We start from the raw sequence: 12295 nt of genomic DNA, 5'->3' as shown, positions 1-12295 counted from the left end.
TGGCGAGTAGCGAATAGTTCTTCCTATTCGCCACTTCCTACTCGCTATTCGCCACTCCCTATTCGCTCAGTAATGATCTTCGAAGCGCTTGGCCAGCTCGTCGATGTTCTCCGGCGGCCAGCCCGGCACTTCCATGCCGAGATGCAGACCCATCTGGGCCAGCACTTCCTTGATCTCGTTCAGCGACTTGCGGCCGAAGTTCGGGGTGCGCAGCATCTCTGCTTCCGACTTCTGCACGAGGTCGCCGATGTAGACGATGTTGTCGTTCTTCAGGCAGTTCGCCGAACGCACCGACAGCTCGAGCTCGTCCACCTTCTTGAGGAAGGCCGGGTTGAAGGCGAGGTCCGGGATGATCTCCTGGGCGACTTCCTTGCGCGGCTCTTCGAAGTTGACGAAGACGTTGAGCTGGTCCTGCAGGATGCGGGCGGCATAGGCCACCGCGTCCTCCGGCGTGATCGCGCCGTTGGTCTCGATCGTCATGGTCAGCTTGTCGTAGTCGAGGATCTGGCCCTCGCGGGTGTTCTCGACCTTGTAGGAGACTTTGCGGACCGGAGAGAACAGGCTGTCGACCGGGATCAGGCCGATCGGCGCGTCCTCGGGGCGGTTGCGATCGGCGGCGACATAGCCCTTGCCGGTCGCGACCGTGAACTCCATGCGGATCTCGGCACCCTCGTCCAGGGTGCAGAGCTGCAGGTCGGGGTTCAGAACGACGATGTCGCCGACGGTCTGGATGTCACCGGCGGTGACCGCGCCCGGGCCCTGCTTCTTCACGACCATCCGCTTCGGGCCTTCGCCCTGCATCTTGATCGAGATGTCCTTGATGTTCAGCACGATGTCGGTCACGTCCTCGCGGACACCGGCGATCGAGGAGAACTCGTGCAGCACGCCGTCGATGTGCACCGACTGCACAGCGGCGCCCTGCAGCGACGACAGCAGGATGCGACGGAGCGCATTGCCGAGCGTCTGGCCGAAACCGCGCTCCAGCGGCTCGGCAACCACGGTGGCGAAACGGGTCGCGTCGGAGCCCGGCGTGACCTGGAGCTTGTTCGGCCGAATCAATTCTTGCCAATTCTTCTGGATCGTCACTGTTTCACCCATGGGCCAGTCATGGGATCTGACTGACTGGCGTTGGAGAACCGCGCTTCAGATCGCGGCAGTCGAAATGTCTCAAAAGCACGACGAGGCGGACATGCTGTCCGCCTCTTTCAGATTAGACGCGCCGACGCTTGCGCGGACGGCAACCATTGTGCGGGATCGTCGTCACGTCGCGGATCGAGGTGACGGTGAAGCCCGCAGCCTGCAGCGCGCGCAGCGCCGATTCGCGGCCAGAGCCAGGGCCGGCAACCTCGACCTCGAGGGTGCGCATGCCATGTTCCTGGGCCTTCTTGGACACGTCCTCCGCCGCGACCTGCGCGGCATACGGGGTCGACTTGCGCGATCCCTTGAAACCCATCGTACCGGCGGACGACCAGGCAATGGTGTTGCCCTGCGCGTCGGTGATGGTGATGGTGGTGTTGTTGAACGACGAATTCACATGAGCGACGCCGGAGGCGATGTTCTTGCGCTCGCGACGGCGGACACGTGTGGCTTCCTTGGCCATATAAGTACCTTTCTTGAGATCTCAACGCCGCCGTAATGCCAGCGGCTACACCAGAAACGCGAATGGTGAATAGCGAGTAGCGAATAGGGATTTCCCCTACTCGCCACCCGCTATTCGCAACTCGCGAAATTACTTCTTCTTGCCGGCGATCGCCTTGGCCGGCCCCTTGCGCGTGCGCGCATTGGTGTGGGTGCGCTGACCACGCACCGGCAGGCCGCGGCGATGACGCAGACCGCGATAGCAGCCAAGGTCCATCAGCCGCTTGATGTTGATGCCGGTCTCGCGACGGAGGTCACCCTCGACGACGTAGTCACGGTCGATGATCTCGCGGATCTGCAGGACTTCCTGGTCGCTCAGCTGGTTGACGCGGCGATCTTCCGCGATCTTCACCTTCTCCACGATCTCACCCGCGATCTTCGGGCCGATGCCATGGATGTACTGGAGCGCGATCAGGACGCGCTTGTTGGTCGGGATGTTGACACCGGCAATACGGGCCACGGACTTCTCTCCTGTCACCGATCCCAGGACGGACCGGCCTTCATTCTCGCTATCTCGGGCAGGTGTCCGCAAACGCGAACAAGACGCCCACCCCTCGATTCGTGGGGCCCGGCATCTCTGGGAAAACCATCCGACTTTGATGCGGGCTTATTAATGGATTCACACGGCGGTCGTCAACCGCCCCTACAAGATTCGATCACCTCGCCGCACGCTTTTTTGCAGCCTTTGCAGAGGTTTTGCGGGTTCCCCTGGTGGCCTTGGCGGCGGGCCTGGCAGCCTTCTTCGAAGCCTTGGAGGCCTTCTTCGGCGTCGTCTTGACTGCCTTTCTTGCGGTCCTGGCGGACTTCTTGACTGCCTTTTTCGCCGGTGCGGCTGCCTTAGGAGCCTTTTTGGCAGCCTTCTTGGCCGATTTTGCCGGCCCCGTCTTGCCCGGTGCCTTGGCGCTGCGCTTGGCCGGGCTCGCCTTCTTGGCCGCCCGGTTACCGCCGGTCTTGCCAACGGCGGCCAGGATCCGACCGATCTCCTCGGTCACCTGCTCGATCGGCATCATGCCGTCGACGGTCGCCAGCATCCGATGGTCGGAATAATAGTGGATCAGGGGTGCGGTCTGGTCGCGGTAGCTGGCCAGGCGCTTGGTGAGGACCTCCGGCGTGTCATCGGCCCGAACAGCTTCGCCGCGCGCGCGGGTCTCGGCGGCCCGGCGCTCGACGCGCTCAAGCAGCACACCTTCATTGACACGGAGTTCGATCACAGCGTCGAGCTTCATCTGCTTCTGCTTCAACAGCGCATCCAGCGCCTCGGCCTGCGGCACCGTGCGCGGGAAGCCATCGAGGATGAAACCATTGGCCGCGTCGGGCTGCTCGATCCGGTCCGCGATGATGCCGACCACGACCTCGTCCGGGACCAGACCGCCCGCCGCCATGATGTCCTTGGCCTTCAGCCCGATCGGCGTCTGCGCCGCCACCGCGGCGCGCAGCATGTCACCGGTCGACAGCTGGACGATGCCATACTGCTGCACGAGGCGCTGCGCCTGCGTTCCCTTGCCCGAGCCGGGCGGTCCCAGAAGAATAAGTCTCATCGAATTTCGCCCCCCGGCACACGGTGAGCGACCCTCCCGCACACCTTGTTCTTGGCTTTGTGGTTCCCGGGCCGCGATCCGCCGCTATCCGCGGCGGCGCCCCCGCAACTTCGACTTCCTGATCAGCCCCTCATATTGATGGGCGAGCAGATACCCCTGAACCTGCGCCACGGTATCCATCGTAACGCTGACCACGATCAGAAGCGAAGTGCCACCAAAGTAGAACGGGACGGAAGCGTAGGAAATCAGAATTTCCGGGATCAGACACACGATCGCCAGATAGATGGCGCCGAGCACGGTGATCCGCGACAGCACGTAATCGATATATTCCGCGGTGCGCTCGCCCGGCCTGATGCCGGGGATGAAGCCGCCATGCTTCTTGAGGTTGTCCGCGGTCTCGGTCGGATTGAACACGATCGCGGTGTAGAAGAAGGCAAAGAACAGGATCAGCGCCAGATACAGCACCAGGAACAGCGGCCGGCCATGACCGAGCTGCGTCGTGATCCACTGGAACCACTCGGGTCCCTTGCCGGCGTTGAAATTGGCGACCGTGGTCGGCAGCAGCAACAGCGACGAGGCGAAGATCGGCGGGATCACGCCCGAGGTGTTCAGCTTGAGCGGCAGATGCGAGGACTGGCCCTCGAACATCTTGTTGCCGACCTGGCGCTTCGGATACTGGATCAGGAGACGGCGCTGGGCGCGCTCCACGAACACGATGAAGGCGATCACGGCGACCGCCATCACGATGACGATCAGGATCAGGCCGGTCGACAGCGCGCCCTGACGTCCGAGCTCGAGCATGTTGGCGAGCGCCGAGGGCAGCTCGGCCACGATGCCGGACAGGATGATCAGCGAGATGCCGTTGCCGATGCCGCGCGAGGTGATCTGCTCGCCCAGCCACATCAGGAACATGGTGCCGCCGGTCAGCGTGATCGCGGTGGAGAGGCGGAAGAACAGGCCGGGATCGGCGACGACGTTGCCCGCGCCTTCGAGGCCGACGGCGATGCCGTAGGACTGCACCGCGGCGAGAATCACCGTCAGATAGCGGGTGTACTGATTCAGCATCTTGCGGCCAGCCTCACCCTCTTTCTTGAGGGCTTCGAGCTGGGGCGAGACGGTGGTGAGCAACTGAATGATGATCGATGCCGAGATGTACGGCATGATGTTCAGCGCAAAGATCGCCATGCGGTGAATGCCGCCGCCGGCGAACATGTTGAACATGCCGAGAATGCCGCCGGCCTGGGTCCGGAACACCGAGTCCCAGATGTTCGGATCGATGCCTGGCAGCGGAATGTAGGTGCCGAGGCGGTAGACCAGCAGCGCACCGAGGGTGAACCAGATGCGCTTCTTCAGCTCATCGGCCTTCGCGAGCGCGCCGAAATTGAGGTTTGCCGCCAGTTGTTCCGCTGCTGAGGCCATGTCTAGCTTTCTCCCGCCGCCCTTCTTCACCGCATTGGGCCCCGCGAGGGCTCGCAGGGCCGGGCAGACGCCGGATATTATCTGGTGCGCGGGCGCGTTCTGTCCATTGCCCTGCCCTATCCGGCATGCGCCGGAGGCAGGGCAATGACGCAGATGTTACGCAGCCTCGCCTTCGTCCTTGGCTGGCGCCAGGAGCTTGACGGTGCCGCCGGCCTTCTCGACCGCCGCGATCGCCGACTTCGAGGCGCCATGCACCTCGATGTTGATCTTCGCAGTGAGCTCGCCACGGCCGAGCAGACGCACGCCGTCCTTCGGCCGCCGCAGCGCGCCCGACTTCACCAGCGCCTCGGCGTTGATCACGCTGCCGGCGTCGAGCTTCTTGGCGTCGATCGCCTGCTGGATCCGGTCGAGATTGATCTCGACGAAATCGAGCGCGAAGATGTTGTTGAAGCCGCGCTTCGGCAGACGGCGATGCATCGGCATCTGACCGCCTTCGAAGCCCTTGATGCGCACGCCGGAGCGCGCGGTCTGGCCCTTGCCGCCACGGCCCGAGGTCTTGCCCTTGCCGGAGCCGATGCCGCGGCCGACGCGCATGCGCTTCTTGCGCGCGCCGGCGTTGTCGGCGATATCGCTGAGCTTCATCGCCCTTCTCCTTACTTCTCGTCGACGATGCGGACGAGATGATGAACCTTGGTGATCATGCCGCGGACCGCCGGAGTATCCGGCAGCTCGGTCACGCGGCCGATCTTGTTGAGCTTCAACCCGATCAGCGTCTCGCGCTGCGAGTGATGCCGGCGGATCGGGCTGCCGATCTGCTCGATCTTGATCGTCTTGGCGCTAGCCATGGTCTTCACTCCGAGTTGCGCCATCCGCAGGACGACGCGCGTTCGTTAGTCGGCTGCTGCCTCGGCATCGCCACCGACGCGGCGGGCCTGCAGAGTCGACACCTTGATGTTGCGGCGCGCGGCAACCGAGCGCGGGCTATCCTGGTGCTTCAGCGCGTTGAAGGTCGCGCGCACCATGTTGTACGGGTTGGACGAGCCGATCGACTTCGCCACCACGTCCTGGATGCCCAGCGTCTCGAACACGGCGCGCATCGGGCCGCCGGCGATGATGCCGGTACCGGCCGGAGCCGCACGCAGATAGACGCGGCCCGCACCGTGACGACCGAAGATGTCGTGGTGCAGGGTGCGGCCCTCGCGCAGCGCGACGCGGGTCAGGTTGCGCTTGGCGGAGTCGGTCGCCTTGCGGATCGCCTCCGGAACCTCACGTGCCTTGCCGTGGCCGAACCCGACCCGGCCCTTCTGATCGCCGATCACGACGAGCGCCGCAAAGCCGAAGCGCTTACCGCCCTTCACGACCTTCGCGACTCGGTTGATGTGGACGAGCTTGTCGACGAACTCGCTGTCGCGCTCCTCGCGCTCCTTGCGATCGCGACCGCCTCGTTCCCGTTCACCTGCCATGGTGCTATCCAATCTTCTGAGGGGCTCTGACGCCCATATCCATTGATGTTAGAAGCTCAGCCCGCTCTCGCGCGCCGCGTCGGCCAGCGCCTTGACGCGCCCGTGATAGAGATAGCCGCCGCGATCGAACACGACTTCCTTGATCCCCGCCTTCACCGCGCGCTCGGCGAGCAGCTTGCCTACCGCCTTCGCCGCGTCGATGTCGGCACCGGTGTTGCCGGCCGAGCGCATCTCCTTCTCCATCGACGACGCAGAGGCGAGCGTCTCGCCCTTCAGGTCGTCGATGACCTGAGCGTAGATGTGCTTCGACGAGCGGAACACCGACAGACGCGGACGGCCGCCGGCGGAGCGGCGCAGCGACAGCCTCACACGCTGCTTGCGCCGGGCATTCGTAACCTTGGCTCTCGACATGTCCGGCTCCGTTACTTCTTCTTGCCTTCCTTGCGGAAGATGAATTCACCCGCGTACTTCACGCCCTTGCCCTTGTAGGGCTCCGGCGGCCGGTAGGCGCGGATTTCGGCGGCCACCTGGCCGACGCGCTGCGGGTCGATGCCCGTGACCGTGATCTCGGTGGGCTTCGGCACCGCGATCGTGATGCCTTCCGGGATCTGGTAGACGACGTCGTGGCTGTAGCCGAGCGCGAGCTGCAGGTTCTTGCCCTGCATCGCGGCGCGGTAGCCGACGCCGGTGATCTCGAGCTTCTTCTCGAAGCCCTTGGTGACGCCTTCGACCAGATTCGCGATCTGGGCGCGAGCGGTGCCGTACAGCGAACGGGCGCGCTTGGTCTCGGCGCGCGGGGCAACCTTGACCTGGCCGTTCTCGAACTTCACGTCCACGTCGTCATGGACGATGAACTGAAGCTGGCCCTTCGGCCCCTTCATCTTGACGGTCTGTCCATCGACGGAGGCCGTCACACCGGACGGCACCGCCACAGGCTTCTTGCCAATACGTGACATGGCTCAATCCTTCTTAGAACACCGTGAAGAGAACTTCACCGCCGACATTCGCGTCACGCGCGCTATGGTCGGCCATGATTCCCTTCGGTGTCGACAAAACAGAAATTCCGAGCCCGTTGTTCACGCGCGGCAGGTTCTTCACCGAGGTGTAGACGCGGCGGCCGGGCTTGGAGACGCGCTCGATCTCGCGGATCACGGGCTCGCCGTCGAAATATTTCAGCTCGATCTCGATCTCGCTGCGGCCCGACGGATGCTCCAGCGTGGCATAGCCACGGATGTAGCCTTCGGACTTCAGCACCTCGAGCACGCTGGCGCGCATCTTGGAGCCGGGAGTCGAGACCTTCGACTTCGAGCGCATCTGCGCGTTGCGGATGCGGGTGATCAGATCGCTGATGGGATCGTGCGTTGACATGGTGCGACCCTCCTTACCAGCTCGACTTCACGAGGCCCGGGACCAGGCCCTTGGACCCGAGCTCGCGCAGCGCGATGCGGCTCAGCTTGTTCTTGCGATAGTTCGACCGCGGACGGCCGGTCAGCTCGCACCGGTTGCGGATGCGGGTCGCCGACGAATTGCGCGGCATCTCGGCCAGCTTCAGGGTCGCGGCAAAGCGCTCCTCCATCGGCTTGGACTTGTCGGCGATGATCGCCTTCAACCGGGCGCGCTTCGGGGCGGCGTTCTTCGTCATCCGCTTGCGCCGGTTGTTCTTCTCGATTGAACTCTTCTTTGCCATGCTTGGCTCCTGGGTATCCGCGTTTGAGAAGCTGTTCAGCGTCTCACTGCCGGAACGGGAAATTGAATGCGGTCAGAAGGGCACGGGCCTCATCATCGGTCGTCGCGGTGGTGCACACCGTGATGTCCATGCCCCAGCTCTCCCCGGCCTTGTCGAAGTCGATCTCGGGGAAAATGATGTGCTCCTTGATGCCGAGCGAGTAGTTGCCGCGGCCGTCGAAGCTCTTCGGGTTCAGGCCGCGGAAGTCGCGGACGCGCGGCAGCGCGACGTTGATCAGGCGGTCGATGAACTCGTACATCTTGGTCTTGCGCAGCGTGACCTTGCAGCCGATCGGCTGGTTCTCACGCAGCTTGAAGGTCGCAATGGCGACGCGCGAATAGGTCACGACCGCCTTCTGGCCGGCGATCAGCGACAGGTCGGCCGCCGCCGTCTCCGCCTTCTTGCGGTCGTTGACCGCCTCGCCGATGCCCATGTTGAGCACGACCTTGTCGAGCCGCGGCACCTGCATGACGTTGGCGTAGCCGAACTTCTCGGTCAGCTGGCTCTTGATCTGGCGATCATATTCCGTGCGGAGGCGCGGGGTGTAAGCAGTCTCAGCCATCGATCTCAACTCCCGAGCTCTTGGCAACGCGGACCTTCTTGCCGTCCGCCTGAATCTTGAATCCAACGCGCGTCGGCTTGCCGTCCTTACCGACATACGCGACGTTCGACAGGTTGATCGGCGCCTCCTTGGAGATGATGCCGCCTTCCTGGTTCTGGGTCTGCTTCTGGTGACGCTTCACCAGGTTGATACCGCGCACCAGCGCGGTGCCCTCGTCGGGACGCACCTCGAACACCTCGCCGGTGCGACCCTTGTCGCGGCCGGTCAGGACGATCACCTTGTCGCCCTTGCGGATCTTGGCAGCCATCACAGCACCTCCGGCGCGAGCGAAATGATCTTCATGTGGTTCTTGGCGCGCAGCTCGCGCGGCACCGGCCCGAAGATGCGGGTGCCGACCGGCTCCGACTGGTTGTTGATCAGAACGGCCGCGTTGCGGTCGAAGCGGATCACCGAGCCGTCGGCGCGGCGGATGTCCTTGCGGACGCGCACCACGACGGCCTTCATGACGTCGCCCTTCTTCACCTTGCCACGCGGAATGGCTTCCTTGATCGACACCACGATGATGTCGCCGACGGTGGCATAGCGGCGCTTCGAGCCGCCCAGCACCTTGATACACATGACACGGCGTGCGCCGGAATTATCGGCCACGTCGAGGTTGGTCTGCATCTGAATCATTGATGCACCTCGTCCTCTTCATCTGCTGCGCAGGAAAGCTGCGCCTTGTTTGATCCCGAAAGCGAAATGGGCCCTCTTCGACGAGGGCCGCTTCGCGCCTCAGGCGGTTTTCTTGTGCTCGCCCCGGACCACGGTCCAGCGCTTCAGCTTCGAGATCGGCTTGCTCTCCTCGATCCACACCATGTCGCCCGGCTTGAACTCGTTGTTCTCGTCGTGGGCGTGGTAGTTCTTCGAGCGGCGGATGGTCTTCTTGTAGATCGGGTGGGTGAAGCGCCGGTCGACGCGCACGACCACCGTCTTGGCCTGCTTGTCGCTGACGACAACGCCCTGGAGGGTCCGTTTCGGCATGTCGAGCCTCTTACTTCGTCTTGGCGCGCTGCTGCGCGGCGATGGTCTTGATACGGGCGATGTCGCGACGCGCCTCGCGCAGCCGAGCGGTGTTCTCGAGCTGGCCGGTGGCACGCTGGAAGCGCAGGTTGAAACGCTCCTTCTTCAGGTTGACGATCGCATCGTCCATCTGATCGGGGCTCATCGCGCGAATGTCGGCAATCTTCATCTCGGCCATGACCATTACTCCGCAATGCGTTCGACGAAGCGCGTCTTGATCGGCAGCTTGGCGGCCGCCAGCAGCAGCGCCTCGCGCGCGATCTGGGTGCTCACGCCGTCGATCTCGAACATCACCCGGCCCGGCTTGACGCGGGCCACCCACAATTCCGGCGAGCCCTTGCCGGAGCCCATGCGGACCTCGGCCGGCTTCTTCGACACCGGAAGATCCGGGAACACCCGGATCCAGACGCGGCCGGCGCGCTTCATGTGACGGGTCAAGGCACGACGGGCGGCCTCGATCTGGCGCGCGGTGACGCGGTCCGGCTCCATCGCCTTCAGCCCGAACTGGCCGAAGGCCAGCGTCGCGCCCGAGGACGCAACGCCGTGGATACGGCCCTTATGCGCCTTTCGGAACTTGGTCTTCTTTGGTTGCATCATGGCTTTGAGCCCTCAAACCTGTCTTGTCGCGGCTGATCGATCAGGCCGCGTCGCGGCGCGACCGCGGCTGCGAGCTCTCGCCGCCGCCTTCGTTCATCCGCTTGTCCTGTGCCATCGGATCGTGCTCGAGGATCTCGCCCTTGAAGATCCAGACCTTCACGCCGCAGGTGCCGAAAGTGGTGAACGCGGTGGCCACACCGTAGTCGATGTCGGCGCGCAGCGTGTGCAGCGGCACCCGGCCCTCGCGGTACCATTCCATGCGGGCGATTTCCGCACCGCCCAGACGACCCGAGCAGTTGATGCGGATGCCCTCGGCGCCGAGACGCATCGCCGACTGCACGGCGCGCTTCATGGCGCGGCGGAACGCCACGCGGCGCTCGAGCTGCTGCGCGATCGACTCGGCGACCAGGGTCGCATCGAGCTCGGGCTTGCGGATCTCGACGATGTTGATGACGACGTCCGACGAGGTGATGTCGGCGACACGCTTGCGCAGCTTGTCGATGTCGGCGCCCTTCTTGCCGATCACGACGCCCGGACGTGCCGAGTGGATCGTGACGCGGCACTTCTTGTGCGGACGCTCGATCACGATGCGGGCGACGGCCGCCTGCTTGAGCTCCTTGTGCAGGATCTCGCGGATCTTGACGTCTTCATGCAGCAGCTTGCCGTACTCGGCCTTGCCAGCGAACCAGCGCGAATCCCAGGTCCGGTTGATGCCGAGACGCAGACCGATCGGATTGATCTTTTGACCCATCGTATTCTCCCAGCGCCTGCTTTAAGCGCTCGCCTCGACCTGACGGACAATGATCGTCAGCTGCGAAAACGGTTTGAAAACTCGGCCCGAACGGCCACGGCCGCGCGGCGAGAAACGCTTCATCACGATTCCCTTGCCGACGAAAGCCTGCGAAACGACGAGATCGTCGACCTCGAGCTCGTGATTGTTCTCGGCATTGGCGATCGCCGATTCCAGGCACTTCTTGACGTCGACCGCAATCCGCTTGCGCGAGAACTGCAGGTCGGCGAGGGCTGCCGACGCCTTGCGGCCGCGGATCATCTGCGCCACCAGGTTCAGCTTCTGCGGGCTCACCCGAAGCATCCGGGCCACAGCCTTGGCCTCGTTTTCGGGGAGGCTCCGTTCGCGCTTTGGTTTGCTCATCGCTTAATCCTCAAGCCTTCTTGGCTTTCTTATCGCCCGAATGGCCGTGGAAGGTGCGGGTCGGCGAGAACTCGCCGAACTTGTGGCCGACCATCTCTTCGTTGATCGCCACCGGCACGTGCTTCTGGCCGTTGTAGACGCCGAACGTCAGGCCGACAAACTGCGGCAGGATGGTCGAGCGGCGGCTCCAGATCTTGATGACGTCGTGACGGCCGGACGCGCGCGCCGCATCTGCCTTCTTGAGCAGCGACGCCTCGACGAACGGGCCTTTCCAGACTGAACGAACCATGTCCGTCGTTCCTTACTTCTTCCGCTTGTGGCGGCTCAAGAGAATGAATTTGTCGGTCGACTTGTTGGTGCGGGTCTTCTTGCCCTTGGTAGGCTTGCCCCACGGAGTGACCGGGTGACGACCGCCCGAGGTACGGCCTTCGCCGCCGCCGTGCGGATGGTCGATCGGGTTCATCGCGACACCGCGGTTGTGCGGGCGACGACCCATCCAACGCTTGCGGCCGGCCTTGCCGATCGAGGTGTTCATGTGGTCCGGGTTCGACACCGCACCGATGGTGCCGCGGCAACGGCCGTGCACCAGGCGCTGCTCGCCCGAGTTCAGGCGGACGATCACGTAGTCCTGGTCGCGGCCGACGATCTGAGCATACGTGCCGGCCGAACGCGCGAGCTGGCCGCCCTTCCCGATCTTGACCTCGATGTTGTGCACGATCGTGCCGACCGGCATGTTGCCGAGCGGCATGACGTTGCCCGGCTTCACGTCGACATAGTTGCCGGCGACGATGGTGTCGCCGACCGCCAGGCGCTGCGGCGCCAGGATGTAGGCGAGCTCGCCGTCCTGATACTTGACCAGGGCGATGAAGGCGGTGCGGTTCGGATCATACTCCAGCCGCTCGACGGTGGCCGGAACGTCGACCTTGTCGCGCTTGAAGTCGACCGTACGATACGACTGCTTGTGGCCGCCACCGAGGAAGCGAACCGTGATGCGGCCGGTGTTGTTGCGACCGCCGCTCGACTGCTTGCCTTCGGTCAGCGCCTTGACCGGCTTGCCCTTGTACAGGGCCGAACGATCGACCATCACCAGCTGGCGCTGGCCCGGCGTCGTGGGATTGAATGTCTTCAGTGCCATGG

22 protein-coding genes are annotated in these 12295 nt (G+C 63.9%); all 22 read right to left on the bottom strand.

Annotation, left to right across the window (positions count from 1 at the left end; translation table 11 throughout):
• Nucleotides 1–66: 66 nt before the first annotated feature.
• Nucleotides 67–1098 (bottom strand): DNA-directed RNA polymerase subunit alpha, encoded by a 1032-nt coding sequence (locus tag QW868_RS24405; RefSeq protein WP_315737606.1) that lies wholly within the window; start codon nt 1096–1098, stop codon nt 67–69.
• A gap of 112 nt (nt 1099–1210) precedes the next feature.
• Nucleotides 1211–1600: a 30S ribosomal protein S11 gene (gene rpsK, locus QW868_RS24400; protein WP_012045029.1), complete on the bottom strand. Its 390-nt coding sequence runs from the start codon at nt 1598–1600 to the stop codon at nt 1211–1213.
• Nucleotides 1601–1729: 129 nt separating this feature from the next.
• A complete protein-coding gene (gene rpsM, locus QW868_RS24395) occupies nt 1730–2098 on the bottom strand; it encodes a 30S ribosomal protein S13 (RefSeq protein WP_006611860.1) in 369 nt (122 codons plus the stop codon).
• Between the two features lie 196 nt (nt 2099–2294).
• The gene (locus tag QW868_RS24390; protein WP_316231716.1) at nt 2295–3176 is read right to left on the bottom strand and encodes an adenylate kinase; all 882 of its coding nucleotides are present in this window, start codon (nt 3174–3176) and stop codon (nt 2295–2297) included.
• Nucleotides 3177–3260: 84 nt separating this feature from the next.
• Nucleotides 3261–4595, bottom strand: a complete 1335-nt coding sequence (gene secY / locus QW868_RS24385) for a preprotein translocase subunit SecY (RefSeq protein ID WP_315714557.1) — start codon at nt 4593–4595, stop codon at nt 3261–3263.
• Nucleotides 4596–4751: 156 nt separating this feature from the next.
• Nucleotides 4752–5237 carry a 50S ribosomal protein L15 gene (gene rplO / locus QW868_RS24380; RefSeq protein ID WP_315737604.1) on the bottom strand — a complete coding sequence of 162 codons (486 nt, stop codon included), beginning with the start codon at nt 5235–5237 and terminating at the stop codon, nt 4752–4754.
• Nucleotides 5238–5248: 11 nt separating this feature from the next.
• The gene (gene rpmD / locus QW868_RS24375) at nt 5249–5440 is read right to left on the bottom strand and encodes a 50S ribosomal protein L30 (RefSeq protein WP_006611856.1); all 192 of its coding nucleotides are present in this window, start codon (nt 5438–5440) and stop codon (nt 5249–5251) included.
• A 45-nt stretch (nt 5441–5485) separates the two neighbouring features.
• Nucleotides 5486–6058 (bottom strand): 30S ribosomal protein S5, encoded by a 573-nt coding sequence (gene rpsE / locus QW868_RS24370; RefSeq protein ID WP_006611855.1) that lies wholly within the window; start codon nt 6056–6058, stop codon nt 5486–5488.
• A gap of 48 nt (nt 6059–6106) precedes the next feature.
• A complete protein-coding gene (gene rplR / locus QW868_RS24365) occupies nt 6107–6469 on the bottom strand; it encodes a 50S ribosomal protein L18 (RefSeq protein ID WP_316231715.1) in 363 nt (120 codons plus the stop codon).
• Nucleotides 6470–6480: 11 nt separating this feature from the next.
• The gene (gene rplF, locus QW868_RS24360; RefSeq protein ID WP_172108074.1) at nt 6481–7014 is read right to left on the bottom strand and encodes a 50S ribosomal protein L6; all 534 of its coding nucleotides are present in this window, start codon (nt 7012–7014) and stop codon (nt 6481–6483) included.
• Nucleotides 7015–7027: 13 nt separating this feature from the next.
• Nucleotides 7028–7426, bottom strand: a complete 399-nt coding sequence (gene rpsH, locus QW868_RS24355) for a 30S ribosomal protein S8 (RefSeq protein WP_315714559.1) — start codon at nt 7424–7426, stop codon at nt 7028–7030.
• A 13-nt stretch (nt 7427–7439) separates the two neighbouring features.
• Complete coding sequence (gene rpsN / locus QW868_RS24350) at nt 7440–7745, bottom strand: 30S ribosomal protein S14 (protein ID WP_315737603.1); 306 nt, start codon at nt 7743–7745, stop codon at nt 7440–7442.
• Between the two features lie 43 nt (nt 7746–7788).
• Entirely contained in the window at nt 7789–8346 is a 558-nt protein-coding gene (gene rplE / locus QW868_RS24345) for a 50S ribosomal protein L5 (RefSeq protein WP_315737602.1), read from the bottom strand.
• Nucleotides 8339–8653, bottom strand: coding sequence for a 50S ribosomal protein L24 (gene rplX / locus QW868_RS24340; RefSeq protein ID WP_315737601.1), 315 nt, complete (start codon nt 8651–8653; stop codon nt 8339–8341). Before rplX ends, rplE begins: the two co-directional genes overlap by 8 nt.
• Complete coding sequence (rplN, locus tag QW868_RS24335) at nt 8653–9021, bottom strand: 50S ribosomal protein L14 (RefSeq protein WP_006611848.1); 369 nt, start codon at nt 9019–9021, stop codon at nt 8653–8655. Before rplN ends, rplX begins: the two co-directional genes overlap by 1 nt.
• Before the next feature lie 99 nt (nt 9022–9120).
• The gene (gene rpsQ / locus QW868_RS24330; RefSeq protein ID WP_008963469.1) at nt 9121–9369 is read right to left on the bottom strand and encodes a 30S ribosomal protein S17; all 249 of its coding nucleotides are present in this window, start codon (nt 9367–9369) and stop codon (nt 9121–9123) included.
• Between the two features lie 10 nt (nt 9370–9379).
• Nucleotides 9380–9586, bottom strand: coding sequence for a 50S ribosomal protein L29 (gene rpmC / locus QW868_RS24325; protein ID WP_006611846.1), 207 nt, complete (start codon nt 9584–9586; stop codon nt 9380–9382).
• Nucleotides 9587–9591: 5 nt separating this feature from the next.
• Nucleotides 9592–10005, bottom strand: coding sequence for a 50S ribosomal protein L16 (gene rplP, locus QW868_RS24320; RefSeq protein WP_315737600.1), 414 nt, complete (start codon nt 10003–10005; stop codon nt 9592–9594).
• A 40-nt stretch (nt 10006–10045) separates the two neighbouring features.
• Nucleotides 10046–10756: a 30S ribosomal protein S3 gene (gene rpsC / locus QW868_RS24315; protein WP_012045041.1), complete on the bottom strand. Its 711-nt coding sequence runs from the start codon at nt 10754–10756 to the stop codon at nt 10046–10048.
• A 21-nt stretch (nt 10757–10777) separates the two neighbouring features.
• The gene (gene rplV / locus QW868_RS24310) at nt 10778–11158 is read right to left on the bottom strand and encodes a 50S ribosomal protein L22 (RefSeq protein WP_315714562.1); all 381 of its coding nucleotides are present in this window, start codon (nt 11156–11158) and stop codon (nt 10778–10780) included.
• Nucleotides 11159–11168: 10 nt separating this feature from the next.
• Entirely contained in the window at nt 11169–11447 is a 279-nt protein-coding gene (rpsS, locus tag QW868_RS24305; RefSeq protein WP_006611842.1) for a 30S ribosomal protein S19, read from the bottom strand.
• A 12-nt stretch (nt 11448–11459) separates the two neighbouring features.
• On the bottom strand, nt 11460–12293 hold the full coding sequence (gene rplB / locus QW868_RS24300; protein WP_006611841.1) for a 50S ribosomal protein L2: 834 nt from the start codon (nt 12291–12293) through the stop codon (nt 11460–11462).
• Between the last annotated feature and the right edge of the window lie 2 nt (nt 12294–12295).

Source organism: Bradyrhizobium sp. SZCCHNR1051 (assembly GCF_032489615.1).
Classification (GTDB): Bacteria; Pseudomonadota; Alphaproteobacteria; order Rhizobiales; family Xanthobacteraceae; genus Bradyrhizobium.
This window is presented reverse-complemented; position numbering and strand designations above follow the sequence as displayed.

What these genes read in the sequence shown, in the direction of transcription:
- rpsQ (WP_008963469.1), bottom strand. Translation starts at nt 9,369, where the DNA reads ATGCCGAAACGGACCCTCCAGGGCGTTGTCGTCAGCGACAAGCAGGCC.
- QW868_RS24390 (WP_316231716.1), bottom strand. Translation starts at nt 3,176, where the DNA reads ATGAGACTTATTCTTCTGGGACCGCCCGGCTCGGGCAAGGGAACGCAG.
- rpsS (WP_006611842.1), bottom strand. Translation starts at nt 11,447, where the DNA reads ATGGTTCGTTCAGTCTGGAAAGGCCCGTTCGTCGAGGCGTCGCTGCTC.
- rpsE (WP_006611855.1), bottom strand. Translation starts at nt 6,058, where the DNA reads ATGGCAGGTGAACGGGAACGAGGCGGTCGCGATCGCAAGGAGCGCGAG.
- rpsN (WP_315737603.1), bottom strand. Translation starts at nt 7,745, where the DNA reads ATGGCAAAGAAGAGTTCAATCGAGAAGAACAACCGGCGCAAGCGGATG.
- rplE (WP_315737602.1), bottom strand. Translation starts at nt 8,346, where the DNA reads ATGGCTGAGACTGCTTACACCCCGCGCCTCCGCACGGAATATGATCGC.
- rpsC (WP_012045041.1), bottom strand. Translation starts at nt 10,756, where the DNA reads ATGGGTCAAAAGATCAATCCGATCGGTCTGCGTCTCGGCATCAACCGG.
- rpmD (WP_006611856.1), bottom strand. Translation starts at nt 5,440, where the DNA reads ATGGCTAGCGCCAAGACGATCAAGATCGAGCAGATCGGCAGCCCGATC.
- rplF (WP_172108074.1), bottom strand. Translation starts at nt 7,014, where the DNA reads ATGTCACGTATTGGCAAGAAGCCTGTGGCGGTGCCGTCCGGTGTGACG.
- rpmC (WP_006611846.1), bottom strand. Translation starts at nt 9,586, where the DNA reads ATGGCCGAGATGAAGATTGCCGACATTCGCGCGATGAGCCCCGATCAG.
- rpsH (WP_315714559.1), bottom strand. Translation starts at nt 7,426, where the DNA reads ATGTCAACGCACGATCCCATCAGCGATCTGATCACCCGCATCCGCAAC.
- rplV (WP_315714562.1), bottom strand. Translation starts at nt 11,158, where the DNA reads ATGAGCAAACCAAAGCGCGAACGGAGCCTCCCCGAAAACGAGGCCAAG.
- rplN (WP_006611848.1), bottom strand. Translation starts at nt 9,021, where the DNA reads ATGATTCAGATGCAGACCAACCTCGACGTGGCCGATAATTCCGGCGCA.
- rplP (WP_315737600.1), bottom strand. Translation starts at nt 10,005, where the DNA reads ATGATGCAACCAAAGAAGACCAAGTTCCGAAAGGCGCATAAGGGCCGT.
- rpsK (WP_012045029.1), bottom strand. Translation starts at nt 1,600, where the DNA reads ATGGCCAAGGAAGCCACACGTGTCCGCCGTCGCGAGCGCAAGAACATC.
- rplR (WP_316231715.1), bottom strand. Translation starts at nt 6,469, where the DNA reads ATGTCGAGAGCCAAGGTTACGAATGCCCGGCGCAAGCAGCGTGTGAGG.
- rplO (WP_315737604.1), bottom strand. Translation starts at nt 5,237, where the DNA reads ATGAAGCTCAGCGATATCGCCGACAACGCCGGCGCGCGCAAGAAGCGC.
- secY (WP_315714557.1), bottom strand. Translation starts at nt 4,595, where the DNA reads ATGGCCTCAGCAGCGGAACAACTGGCGGCAAACCTCAATTTCGGCGCG.
- rplX (WP_315737601.1), bottom strand. Translation starts at nt 8,653, where the DNA reads ATGGCTGCCAAGATCCGCAAGGGCGACAAGGTGATCGTCCTGACCGGC.
- QW868_RS24405 (WP_315737606.1), bottom strand. Translation starts at nt 1,098, where the DNA reads ATGGGTGAAACAGTGACGATCCAGAAGAATTGGCAAGAATTGATTCGG.
- rplB (WP_006611841.1), bottom strand. Translation starts at nt 12,293, where the DNA reads ATGGCACTGAAGACATTCAATCCCACGACGCCGGGCCAGCGCCAGCTG.